At 40.1% G+C, this 11,427-nt stretch carries 17 protein-coding genes; 9 read left to right on the top strand and 8 right to left on the bottom strand.

The annotated features are described in order from the left end of the window. Positions 1–3: 3 nt before the first annotated feature. Positions 4–1,491, top strand: coding sequence for an o-succinylbenzoate--CoA ligase (locus tag QNN06_RS25635; RefSeq protein ID WP_284036205.1), 1,488 nt, complete (start codon positions 4–6; stop codon positions 1,489–1,491). A gap of 30 nt (positions 1,492–1,521) precedes the next feature. Here the strand turns inward: QNN06_RS25635 and QNN06_RS25630 are convergent, their stop codons facing one another. Further along, a complete protein-coding gene (locus tag QNN06_RS25630; RefSeq protein ID WP_213119819.1) occupies positions 1,522–1,680 on the bottom strand; it encodes a DUF1540 domain-containing protein in 159 nt (52 codons plus the stop codon). A gap of 122 nt (positions 1,681–1,802) precedes the next feature. Continuing rightward, entirely contained in the window at positions 1,803–2,738 is a 936-nt protein-coding gene (locus tag QNN06_RS25625) for a metal ABC transporter solute-binding protein, Zn/Mn family (RefSeq protein WP_284036204.1), read from the bottom strand. A 196-nt stretch (positions 2,739–2,934) separates the two neighbouring features. On the opposite strand from QNN06_RS25625, the gene QNN06_RS25620 reads away from it, so the two are divergent. Beyond that, positions 2,935–3,507, top strand: coding sequence for a beta-class carbonic anhydrase (locus QNN06_RS25620; protein WP_213119821.1), 573 nt, complete (start codon positions 2,935–2,937; stop codon positions 3,505–3,507). Here the strand turns inward: QNN06_RS25620 and yidD are convergent. Then, positions 3,504–3,743, bottom strand: coding sequence for a membrane protein insertion efficiency factor YidD (gene yidD, locus QNN06_RS25615; protein WP_213119822.1), 240 nt, complete (start codon positions 3,741–3,743; stop codon positions 3,504–3,506). The genes QNN06_RS25620 and yidD overlap by 4 nt on opposite strands. Positions 3,744–3,883: 140 nt before the next feature. Between yidD and QNN06_RS25610 the strand changes: the two genes are divergently transcribed. Further along, complete coding sequence (locus QNN06_RS25610; protein ID WP_213119823.1) at positions 3,884–4,357, top strand: S-ribosylhomocysteine lyase; 474 nt, start codon at positions 3,884–3,886, stop codon at positions 4,355–4,357. Between the two features lie 38 nt (positions 4,358–4,395). Here the strand turns inward: QNN06_RS25610 and ytzI are convergent, their stop codons facing one another. Both ytzI and QNN06_RS25600 read right to left on the bottom strand, forming a co-directional pair. After that, positions 4,396–4,554, bottom strand: coding sequence for a YtzI protein (gene ytzI / locus QNN06_RS25605; RefSeq protein ID WP_307852198.1), 159 nt, complete (start codon positions 4,552–4,554; stop codon positions 4,396–4,398). Positions 4,555–4,671: 117 nt separating this feature from the next. After that, positions 4,672–4,929: a DUF6154 family protein gene (locus tag QNN06_RS25600; protein ID WP_213119825.1), complete on the bottom strand. Its 258-nt coding sequence runs from the start codon at positions 4,927–4,929 to the stop codon at positions 4,672–4,674. Between the two features lie 223 nt (positions 4,930–5,152). Here QNN06_RS25600 and QNN06_RS25595 point away from each other — a divergent pair, with 223 nt between their 5' ends. Together QNN06_RS25595 and ytkD are read left to right on the top strand one after the other, a co-directional pair. Next, the gene (locus QNN06_RS25595) at positions 5,153–5,473 is read left to right on the top strand and encodes a hydrolase (RefSeq protein ID WP_213119826.1); all 321 of its coding nucleotides are present in this window, start codon (positions 5,153–5,155) and stop codon (positions 5,471–5,473) included. Between the two features lie 81 nt (positions 5,474–5,554). Continuing rightward, entirely contained in the window at positions 5,555–6,034 is a 480-nt protein-coding gene (gene ytkD, locus QNN06_RS25590; protein ID WP_213119827.1) for an RNA deprotection pyrophosphohydrolase, read from the top strand. A 22-nt stretch (positions 6,035–6,056) separates the two neighbouring features. On the opposite strand, the gene QNN06_RS25585 is transcribed toward ytkD, so the two are convergent. The 3 genes from QNN06_RS25585 to QNN06_RS25575 are packed head-to-tail and all read right to left on the bottom strand — an operon-like array spanning position 6,057 to position 8,658. After that, positions 6,057–6,863 carry an ABC transporter permease gene (locus tag QNN06_RS25585; RefSeq protein WP_284036203.1) on the bottom strand — a complete coding sequence of 269 codons (807 nt, stop codon included), beginning with the start codon at positions 6,861–6,863 and terminating at the stop codon, positions 6,057–6,059. Then, the gene (locus QNN06_RS25580) at positions 6,844–7,620 is read right to left on the bottom strand and encodes an ABC transporter ATP-binding protein (protein WP_284036202.1); all 777 of its coding nucleotides are present in this window, start codon (positions 7,618–7,620) and stop codon (positions 6,844–6,846) included. Before QNN06_RS25580 ends, QNN06_RS25585 begins: the two co-directional genes overlap by 20 nt. A gap of 21 nt (positions 7,621–7,641) precedes the next feature. After that, positions 7,642–8,658 carry an ABC transporter substrate-binding protein gene (locus QNN06_RS25575; protein ID WP_284036201.1) on the bottom strand — a complete coding sequence of 339 codons (1,017 nt, stop codon included), beginning with the start codon at positions 8,656–8,658 and terminating at the stop codon, positions 7,642–7,644. Positions 8,659–8,764: 106 nt separating this feature from the next. Between QNN06_RS25575 and QNN06_RS25570 the strand changes: the two genes are divergently transcribed. The 4 genes from QNN06_RS25570 (at position 8,765) to QNN06_RS25555 (ending at position 11,392) form a co-directional block, all read left to right on the top strand. After that, on the top strand, positions 8,765–9,553 hold the full coding sequence (locus QNN06_RS25570; RefSeq protein ID WP_284036200.1) for an alpha/beta hydrolase family protein: 789 nt from the start codon (positions 8,765–8,767) through the stop codon (positions 9,551–9,553). A gap of 41 nt (positions 9,554–9,594) precedes the next feature. Continuing rightward, on the top strand, positions 9,595–9,837 hold the full coding sequence (locus QNN06_RS25565; RefSeq protein ID WP_213119832.1) for a DUF2584 domain-containing protein: 243 nt from the start codon (positions 9,595–9,597) through the stop codon (positions 9,835–9,837). A gap of 99 nt (positions 9,838–9,936) precedes the next feature. After that, positions 9,937–10,461: an RNA polymerase sigma factor gene (locus tag QNN06_RS25560; RefSeq protein WP_284036199.1), complete on the top strand. Its 525-nt coding sequence runs from the start codon at positions 9,937–9,939 to the stop codon at positions 10,459–10,461. Then, positions 10,442–11,392, top strand: a complete 951-nt coding sequence (locus QNN06_RS25555; protein WP_284036198.1) for a hypothetical protein — start codon at positions 10,442–10,444, stop codon at positions 11,390–11,392. The genes QNN06_RS25560 and QNN06_RS25555 overlap by 20 nt, the downstream gene beginning before the upstream one ends. The last annotated feature ends 35 nt before the right edge of the window (positions 11,393–11,427 follow it).

Genomic DNA, 11,427 nt, shown 5'->3' with positions numbered 1-11,427 from the left:
AATATGAATAACGAAACAATGCCAAATTTTTTGATAAAAAGGGCCTATCTAACACCCGATAGGATTGCAGTTTATTTTCAGGATAAAGCTTTAACATTTAAAGAGCTTTATGATTATTCACTCAATGTAGCAGGTCAGCTTCAAGGGCTTGGAGTTCGAAAGGATGATTTTGTAGGTGTTCTGTTGAAAAATCATCTAGATACTGTCATTATATTTTTTGCTCTTCAACTTTTGGGTGTCAAATCAGTCATTTTAAATAATCGCTTAACACCATCAGAGCTTATTTGGCAACTAGAGGACTCAACATCCTCTTTATTGATACTAGAGGATTCATTTACTGACATTAAAATGGTTATTAATCAACAACTTGCATCTCTTGCCACAATTACAAAGAGTGATTTGTTTGCAAAAGAAAATGATTCCGCTGATATTAAAGAAGAAATCAGCCTATCAGATATCTGCACGATCATGTATACCTCAGGAACTACCGGTCATCCCAAGGGTGTCTTGCAAACCTATGGCAACCACTGGTGGAGCGCAACTGGCTCGGCGTTAAATTTAGGCTTCGTAGAAAGTGACTGCTGGCTTTGTTCAGTGCCGCTGTTCCATATCAGCGGATTCTCTATTATAATGCGGAGCATCATTTATGGAATGCCGATTGTCCTTCATGAAAAATTTGATGTGCAGAAGACGATTGAAGATATTAGTGATAAAAAGGTTACGATTATGTCAGTTGTGGGAACGATGCTTACAAGTATTGTTGATGCTTTGACAGTTAGCGGACTTCCGGAACATTTTCGCTGTTTTCTGTTGGGCGGCGGCCCAGCCCCGCTGCCATTGCTAGAGGCGTGTGTTAAAAAAAATTTACCTGTGTTCCAAAGTTATGGAATGACGGAAACCTCATCGCAAATTGTTACCCTTTCTCCGGAATATAGCCTAAGCAAGCTTGGTTCGGCAGGAAAACCGTTATTTCCATCCCAGCTTAGAATTGAACTGGATGACCACACGGCGGCATCGCCCCAAGAGGCAGGGGAAATAGTCGTCAAGGGCCCGAATGTAACCGCTGGATATCTTAATAGATCTGATGCAACAAAAGAAAAAATCCGTGAAGGCTGGCTCCACACAGGTGATATTGGGTATATAGATGAAGAAGGCTTTTTATATGTATTGGACCGGCGCTCCGATTTAATAATTTCAGGCGGTGAGAATATCTATCCTGCAGAAATTGAATCTGTTTTGCTATCACACCCGGAGGTATCCGAAGCAGGGGTTACCGGTATAAATGATGCCAAATGGGGACAAGTGCCAATTGCCTTTATAGTGAAAAGGGAAGGCGCCGCATTGACGCTGGAGGAGATCCATCAATTTTGCCTAACACGGCTGGCAAAATACAAAGTCCCTAAACAATTCTATTTTGCAGAACAACTGCCAAGGAACGCTGCGAAGAAGCTTTTAAGAAGACACCTTCACGAACTTATAAACGAAAAATAAAGAACCAGCCATCGACTGGTTCTTTATTTTTTATAGATTGCTCGCTTCAAACGTTTGACAATCAGTTTCTTTGCTTGTATCAGCCTTTTTCCCAGTGTGGCTGACAACGTAAATTTGGTCTGCGCTGCACTTGTTTCCCTGTGCCCAAAATGTACAGTTATTGACCTCACATAAAACATCCTGTGCCATGTGTATCACTCCTTAACATATTTGGTAATACAGGTATAGCATTTGATGATTGTGTGATATGCATGTCAGTAAGTAATTGGGTGAAAACGTAAATCATTGGCCGGAAATCCAAATTGTTTCAATTAATTATTTAATGCTGTTTCCAATGTTTTTAAGTTTTTATTCATTAATGAAAAATAGGTTTCCTTATTTTTGATGTCGTCCTTTGTCAAAATCGCCAAGTTATGAATTGGCAGCGCACGTGCGCCAATTTCTTTTTGCACGACCTTGCCGAGCTTGGATTTGACATTTTGTTCAAACAGCATATAGTGAAGTCCTTCATGGTCAGCCATGGAAATGATTTTCTCTAATTCTTTTTGGCTTGGTTCGTTGGTTGTGGAAAGTCCAGAAATGCTGATCTGTTCTATTCCATAGCGGGTTTCCCAATAGCTGAAGGCCGCATGGGTGACAATGATTTTTTTATGCTTTGCCTGCGAAATCGTATTGGCAAAATTTGCGTCTAACTCGTCAAGCTCGTCAGCAAGCTTTTGGTAGTTTTCATCAAAGTAAGCCTTTCGATGTGGGAGTTTTTTAGCTAATTGGTCACGGATTACTGCTGCCATTTCCTTTGAATAAACAGGGTCAAGCCAAACATGAGGATTAACCCCAGCATGATCTTCATGATCCTCCTCTTCAGATGAATGGTGGTCTTTTGGCAGTTTCAGCCCTTCCGCAGCAGGTACTAAGGTAACATTTTCATCTTTTAAGGTACCTTTGGCTTTTTCTACAAATCCCTCAAGGCCAAGGCCAATATAGAAAAATAAGTCTGAATCAGCCAAATTCATCATATCCTTTTGAGAAGGCTCAAAGGTATGTTCATCTGCGCCTGGTGGGTAGATTGTAGCCACTTTTACATATTTACCGCCAATCCGTTCCGTAAAATATTGCAGTGGAAAAACGGTCGTATATATCGTCAATTGATTTTTCTTTTTTGTAGTTTTTTCGGTATTATTTCCACATGCTGATAAAACCAAGCTTAACGGCAGCAGAAAAGAAAGAAAAAGAATTAGTTTTTTCATAAAAGCTCCTTTTTAAATCGTATTTATTCCGATTTAACAACTAAAAAATTTTAAATATTATGAATCTAATACGTAACAATTCCGATTTACTTATGTATCTTACAAAAAATTTGCCGTTTCTGCAAGTGAAAAAATTGTATATTAGAATGAATTTTATGTATCCTTAAAAAAGAGATATATAAAGGAGAGTGAATAAATGGAAAATTCATCATTATTAAATGATATTCTTGACTTCAATAAAAAATTTGTGGAAGAACGCGAGTATGAAAAGTATGAGACAACTAAATATCCGAATAAAAAAGCAGTAATCCTGACTTGTATGGACACAAGGCTGCTAGAACTTTTGCCAAAGGCCTTGAATTTAGGGAATGGGGACGTAAAACTGATTAAAAATGCCGGGGCGATTGTGTCTCATCCGTTTGGAAGTATTATGCGGAGCATTTTAATTGCCCTTTATCAGCTTCAGGCAAAAGAGGTTTTTGTGATCGCACATCATGATTGCGGGATGAGTGGATTGAAAGCAGAACCAGTCGTGGCAGAGATGAAGGAACGGGGTGTCAGTCAGGAAACCCTTGATACACTAGCCTATTCCGGAGTTGATTTTAATCAATGGCTGCATGGCTTTGATAGTGTAACTGACAGTGTAAAGCATAGTGTCGAGATGATTAAAAAGCATCCGCTTATGCCGGGTGGTGTACCTGTTCACGGGCTCGTTATTGATCCAAGGACAGGTAAGCTCGACCTAGTGGTTGACGGTAATCAGGATTAATGTTTTTTGTGGTCCTGCCATTTTTCAGGAACAGGATCGACTCCTCCTGGATGAAAGGGATGGCATTTCAAAATCCTTTTAATAGCCAAATATCCGCCTTTAATAGCCCCGAAACGCTGAACAGCCTCAAGCCCATAATGAGAACAGGTTGGATAAAAGCGGCAGGAAGGAGGTTTTAAAGGCGAGATGGCTATTTGATAAAACCGAATAAGGGCGATGAATAATTTCTTTAACATATAAAGCTGCTCCTTTAATATAATTTCCTTCAAGATATCACAAATCCAATAAAACGTCTAAATTGGTAATTAATATGTTGCAGAAAAAACACGGAATTTATAGTATGATAGAGAATAGATTTATAGAGGAGATGATTAGGATGCCTTCAGTAGAGAGCTTTGATTTAGATCATAATGCCGTGAAAGCTCCTTATGTCAGACACTGTGGTGTGCATAAGGTAGGTTCTGACGGTGTTGTTAATAAATATGATATCCGCTTTTGCCAGCCAAATAAACAGGCGATGAAGCCGGATGCTATTCATAGTCTTGAGCACATGCTTGCCTACACTATCCGCAAGCATGCAGAGAAGTATGACCACTTTGATATAATTGATATTTCTCCAATGGGCTGCCAAACGGGTTTTTATCTAGTCGTCAGCGGAGAGCCGACAGTGGAGGAAGTCATTGACCTTCTTGAGGATACCATGAAGGATGCTTTGGAACTTACCGAGGTTCCTGCGGGAAATGAAAGGCAGTGCGGCCAGGCAAAGATGCATACTTTAGAAGGGGCAAAGCGCCTAATGCGCTATTGGCTTGAGCAGGACAAGGAAGAGCTAAAGCAGATATTTGCATAAAAAGAAAAAATTCCTATTCGGCAAGAATAGGAATTTTTTTATGCGTTCTTTGGCTCATCATCTTTTTCATTGGCTTCGTTTAAATGTTGATTGTTATCCAACGGGTCAACCGTATGTTTGTAAGTGTATGCTTTTGATGTTGTAATGACTGCTAAGAAAAGAACGACAAAAACAATAATGATTGATACGATCATCACAATAGACAAAGATTTCTCCTCCTTTTTCCCCTCTATTGTAACATGTTTTTAATTTTTCGGCTGTAAATAAAAAGGAAACTGATGAATTCAGCTTCCTTTTTGCCATTATGTAGAAAATCAATGAATATTTCGAGGATAGTAAGTATGAGTCCGCTGCCCACCGTATTGTTCCTGAGCAAACTTCCCCTTTAAGCTTTCAATGAGGTAAAGCCCCATCAAATCATATAGTTCCTGCTTATCCATGTCATGAATTAAAGCAATCAAGTCCTCGTGTGACATTTCTTCTAAAAAAGCAAAGGCAAGCATATCAATATCCTCTTCATCGCCGGTCAGTTTGTTCCGGTACATTTCATACAATTCATCGACAAGTTTCATTTCCAGCACCTCCTATGTGCATTCAAAAATTTTCTTCTTACTTAATCAATTCCCATTAAAAGCTAAAAAAATCCATATTTCCAATTGTTGAAATTAACAGAAAACTCTGTCATTTTTATTAGGATTATTATAACGTATTCATTTATAAAAAATAAATCGAATTTTGTAATCGAATAAATTTTTTATTTTTGTGGATTACTAAAGATTAAAAGGGGATGAAATCATGAGTGAACAGAAGAAAACCTATTATATAGATATTGGAACAGGCGAGATTTCACAAAGTGCCACTTCGTCAACTTGGAGCTATCAAATTCAAGCGAATGATGAAGAAATCACTCAGCTGCGTGAGTTATTCGATCAAAATTATTCGACAGAGTGGAAAAACTTTTTTCGAGCACATACACCATATGTTCAGTATCATTATGACCGTGAGAATGATGATTATGACAACACTATGCAGCAAATTTACGGAATGATTCATAAGCTTGGTGACGAGGAAGCAAAAAAGCATATTGAAAGCATGAATATCTTACCCAACTCTTAAACAATGAAAGGAAAATCCCTGCCTTTAGGATTTTCCTTTTTTCATTTATACTTAAATCAAAAAATAAAGCGGGGAAGAGGTATGATTCGTTTTTTGGATGATCACGGAAATACCGTGGAAATGGCCTTTAAGAAAGACGCCTTTTCAGATGAAGTAAAACATGTTCTTGTCATCAGTCAGTTCGGTGACGAGTGGATTTTAACGAACCATAAAAAAAGAGGACTCGAATTTCCAGGCGGCAAAAGGGAACCGGGCGAAACTTTGGAGGAAGCAGCTAAACGTGAAGCATATGAAGAAGCCGGAATATTTTTTTCGGATTTAATGTATCTGGCTGAGTATAAGGTGTATGAGGAAAATGGTTCATTTGTTAAAGCTGTGTTCTGGGGGAAAGTCAAAAGGATGGAGGAGACAGGCAGCTATCACGAGACAAACGGACCTGTCAGGATCAAAGGAGACCTCCTTAAGAAGCGGTATGGTGAGGAATACAGCTTTATCATGAAGGACCGAGTTGTAGAGGAATGCCTGAAATTCGTTAAGGTATTTAAGAACGAAAAAGAATAGAAGAATGCCTTGATGCAATCCCCTATTCTTTGATAAGTTTTTTTTCAAGAAAATCAACAAGCTGATACATAATCGTGGCGAACACGGCAATAACCAATAGCGATAAAAAGACAAGGGTAAAATTAAAGACCTGGAAACCGTAAATAATCATATAGCCAAGCCCTTTAGAGGAAACGAGGAATTCCCCTACTATGACGCCAACCCATGAAAGTCCGACATTGACCTTTAAGGTAGAAATGATAGTTGGGAAGCAGGCGGGAATAATGGCTTCCTTAAAACATTGAAATCTGGTCGCCCCAAAGGTTTGCAGCACCTTTAAATAATTGGGGTCTACCTCTTTAAAGGCTGTGTATACAACGATGGTTGTGATGATGACAGAAATAATTGCGCCCATCGCGATGATGGACGGGTACCCCGGGCTTAAAGCAACGATCAAAACGGGGCCAAGCGCCACTTTTGGCATCGCATTTAGGATAACTAGATAGGGGTCAAGGATTTTGGAAATCATCGGTGACCACCACAGGATTGCGGCGAGAAGCACACCTAGAAAGGTTCCCAAGATAAAACCAAATACCGTTTCAGTTAAGGTCACACCCAAATTCGTTAAAAGTGAACCATCCTGTAATTTATTAATAAACAGAATCCAAATTTTCGATGGAGAGCTGAAAATGAGCGGGTCAATCCACTGTTTTGTGCTAAAAAGCTCCCAGCTTGAGAAAAAGACCAGGAAAATGATGGTTTGGTAAAACCGTATCCACCTTTTTTCAACCTGTAATGAACGAATATAATTTTTATGGAGGAGTTCCACCTTATCCGTTTCCTTGTTCAAGAGACTCCAACTCCTTCCATATCGTTTGAAATAAACTTGGATATGCTTCATGGTTTCTGGAATTAAATGGGGATAATGTTTTCAGTTCCTCAGGCATTTCAAACGTTTTGTGAATTCTTCCAGGGCGAGATGACAGTAAGTAAACACGGTCACTCATGGCAATGGCTTCCCCGATATCATGTGTGACCAAAATAGCGGTCTTTCCAAACTCATCCAATGTTTGCGAAACAAGATCCTCAAGCTTAAGCTTCGTTTGATAATCGAGTGCGGAAAAAGGCTCATCAAGCATCAAAAGCTTTGGCTCAGTTGCCAGCGTCCTTACAAGAGCAACTCGCTGCCTCATGCCGCCGGACAGTTGTTTAGGCAGTTGTTTTTCAACATCGCTCAAGCCCATTTGCTGGAGCAGGCTTAAAGCAGCTGACTTGTTTTTTTCAGTCAGCTGTTTTGATAATTTAAGGCCTAAAAGGATATTTTCTTCGATTGTTTTCCAAGGAAACAGATAGTCCTGTTGAAGCATGTAGCCAATATCGTTATTTGCGGTCGATACAGGCTTATTTTCCAGCAAAACAGTCCCCTGAGTTGGTTTAATCAAGCTTGAAATAATGGATAGCAAAGTCGTCTTTCCACAGCCGCTAGGGCCGAGGATGGAGACAAATTCTCCCTCCTCAACCGTAAGCGAAATATCGGAGAGGGCCGTAGTTCTCGAGTCTTTGGTAAAATACGTGTGTTGTATATTCTGAACCTTTAAGAAGCTCATGTGCCGGCCTCCCTTTCGGAGTTATTTTTTCATGACTTTTTCGGCAATCTCTGTATTGACCAGCGTGTCATGTTTTACTTCTTTTGGAAGCTCCCCGGCTTCCTTCATGATGTTTTGCAGATTATTCCATTCTTCTTCATCAAGAATTGGATTTGTGGCAAAGGACCCCTGGCCCTTATAACGATCGACAACAGTTTTCATAATTTCAGGGTCTGTATCAGGGAAGAATGGTTCTACGGCTTTAGCAATTTCCTCAGCACTGTGGGACTGAACCCATTGCTGAGCTTTATAGACTGCTCTTGTGAATTTTTCGATAACGCCTTTGTTATCTTTTATATAGCTCTGTTTAGCCATGAAGGTTGTATACGGAACATGCCCAGATTCCTTTCCGAAGGAGGCAACAATATAACCTTTACCTTCTTTTTCAAAAATGCTGGCAGTTGGTTCAAATAATTGAACAAATTCTCCACTTCCTGAAGCAAAAGCATTGGCGATGTTTGCGAAGTCAATATTTTGGATTAGGTTTAAATCCTTATGCGGGTCAATTCCATGCTTCTTTAACACGAATTCGCCAACCATTTGCGGCATGCCGCCTTTACGCTGGCCAAGGAAGGTCGTACCTTTTAATTGATCCCATGAGAAATTGTCAATTTTTTCTCTTGAAACAAGGAAGGTGCCGTCAGTCTGGGTGAGCTGCGCAAAATTGATGACCGGATCGTTTGCCCCTTGAGCATATACGTAAATGGAAGTTTCCGAGCCGACCAGAGCCACATCTGCGCCGCCCGAGATGAGGGCAGTCATTGTCTTGTCACCGCCTGGTGTGGTCGTTAGTGTGACATCAAGACCTTCATCCTTGAAGAATCCCTTTGATAAAGCAACATATTGAGGGGCATAGAAGATTGACCTGGTAACTTCTGCAATACGGACCTTTTCCAGTTTCTTCGGTTCTTTCGCGGTATCTTTATTACAAGCAATTAGGGAAAACATAAGTATACTGATGAGGAGAAAGGAGAAACTGATTTTTGACCATTTTTTCATAAAATTAACCTCCTTATCTGGGCTGATTGCCTAGAATATCGTATGAAAAAGAAAAAAATGTGTGAATGCCCAGTTCGGGAATTTTTTTATAAAGGATTAGATACAAATGATTGAATTTAACGGTAAAATTATTGAGATGAAGCGGTTTCCATCCCCAAATCCAAACGTTGCTTTGAAGGAGATTACCTACCTTTCAAATGGATTAAGCGTGAAGGGGATGCTGGCAGAACCCATAAATGAACAGGTAAATGACGGATTTCTTTATTTGCGGGGAGGAATCAAAAGCGTCGGCAAAGTTCGGCCGGCACGGATTGCCCAGTTTGCTCAGGAAGGTTTTATCGTTTTCGCTCCTTACTATCGTGGAAACCAAGGTGGGGAGGGGAATGAAGATTTTGCAGGGGAGGACCGTGAAGATGCTTACTCCGCCTATCTATTGTTAAAATCATTGCCCCAAGTGAAACATATACATATTTTTGGTTTTTCACGAGGCGGGGTAATGGCGCTTTTGACGGGGATTGAATTCCCAGATGCATCATCCTTAGTCACCTGGGGCGGTGTTAGTGACATGAGCTTGACCTACTATGAGCGGAAGGATTTACGAAGGATGATGAAACGGGTCATCGGCGGGACACCGGAGAAATTCCCGGACCGATATCAAGAAAGAACGCCTTTATTCGAGCTTGAAAGGCTGGCTGCCCCGGTCCTGATTATTCATGGAGCAAACGACCAAAATGTATCTGTTGAACACGCCTATCGTCTTGAAAGAAGGCTGCGAAGTCTGGACAAGCCAGTCGAATGCTGGTATTTTGATCATTTCACACATTATTTTCCGCCTGCAATTAACCGAAAAGTAGTGGAAGATTTGACGAAGTGGATGAAAATGCAGAACAAATAATGGTAATATATAGATATAAATAGCAGAGGAGCGGATATGTTATGGGTATGCCTCTTGAATTAAATACATTAATCGTCACAAAAGGGAATGAAAAAAGGATTGGAGAAAATCTGTTTGTACTTGTGAAAGAAGGATACAGATTATACCCGATTGAAATCCCTGTGGATGTCAGAAAAACACTGGACACAATCTCAAATGGGACAGCTTTAATAAAAAAAGTCGAATGGGAAAACAGCCGCACAACGCTAACATATCAATTAATATCCTTAAACTCAACGAACTAGCAGGTGTTATCACCTGCTTTTTTTCTTTTGGAAAAGTGTAAGATTTGCCAAACAATAGCGTCTTATATATAGATTAACAAATAGAGAGGGGGGCTAAGGTTGGAAGGGATTCAGCAAATAGAGAAATGGTTTATTCATTATGAGAAGGACGTCACCAATTTTCTTGTTTACTATACCGGAACGACAGATGTTGAGGATTTGGTACAAGAAACTTTTCTACGTGCACTTCAAGCCTATTCCCGGTTTAAAAATGAAGCAAGTCCCAAAACATGGCTTATTTCCATTGCAAGAAATACAGCCATTGATTTATATCGAAAAAAATCTGTATGGCAAAAGCTGAAGGAACGATTAAATCGAGAATCACCTGATCAAAAAGAACATCAAACAGAAGAGAAAATCTTAAAAAAGCAGGAGTATGCCCGCTTATATGAAGCGATTAATGAACTAAAGCCAAATTATCGGGATGTAATTTTACTTAAGGGCATTGCCGAGCTTTCTTCACAGGAAACTGGCCACATTCTTGGCTGGTCAGAAAATAAAGTGAATGTTACCTTTTTTCGGGCTGTGAAAAAACTAAATGAGCAGTTAAAGGAGGGTGAATATTTTGAGCAATTTATCGGATAAAGAGCTACTGGAAATGATGGCGGATTTTCCGAAACATGAGCTTTCTACAAAACAGAGAACGGACATGTTAAAAAGGATTAGTGAAGCAGGCACAGTCAAGCCAAGAAAGCCGTTTAACATCCAAAGACTGGGGGCTGTGGCAGCATTGTTCATTCTTGCTCTTATTGCCCCGATTTTCTATTTTACGAATACAGCGGAGGAAAAGAATCTCGGCAGCAGCAGTTCCGTTATAACTAAAGCCCAAGAGGGTGATTATTTTGCATTAAAGAATGAAGAGGGGAAACCTATTTATGCAGATAGTAATTTTGGTATCCCAAACAAGGTGAGCCTGCTTGCACCTCGGGACTGGATTGCAAAAGATAAAGGCACCGTTGCTAAGATGATGATTTTTTTATGGGGAAAATATGATTATTCGAAATCTCTCAAGGTCGATGCGGTCCACGTTAAAACAGGAGTGAAAGAGCACCTTGCTGAAACTCCTTTATCTGGAGGAATCTACGGTACGGATGCCCACACTGTAACAAGCTTCGAGCCATTGCCTTTTTCAGGAGTTTGGAATCTTCAATTCACGGTTGGCGGCAAGCAAATCAGTGAATTTTCCATATATGTAAAGGAGCCATATATCTCAATTGGGAAATCGACACTAATGATTTCTGCGGAGGACCTTTATGCAGGCTTTTATGAACACGAGGTTATCGAAGTCGAAGGCAGCAATCTTCCTGACGAAATAGAATTGGAGATATTTCAATTAGAAACTGCTGAGGCAACGACATTTACTTTTAAGAAGGCTGCAGACTATACAACCACTGATGGAAAGCATATTACTGATTATGGCGGCGGGTTTACAATTAAAAAAAGCGGCAAATATCGCTTTACTGTCCTCCAGCAATCACAGGCTGTTGAAGTGAGGAAACCAACCGATGGAAAATAAAGAAAGAGGCTGACCGAATTACGGTACAGCCTCTT

The sequence above is a fragment of the Neobacillus sp. 114 genome (assembly GCF_030127045.1).
Classification (GTDB): domain Bacteria; phylum Bacillota; class Bacilli; order Bacillales; family Cytobacillaceae; genus Neobacillus; species Neobacillus rhizophilus.
This window is presented reverse-complemented; position numbering and strand designations above follow the sequence as displayed.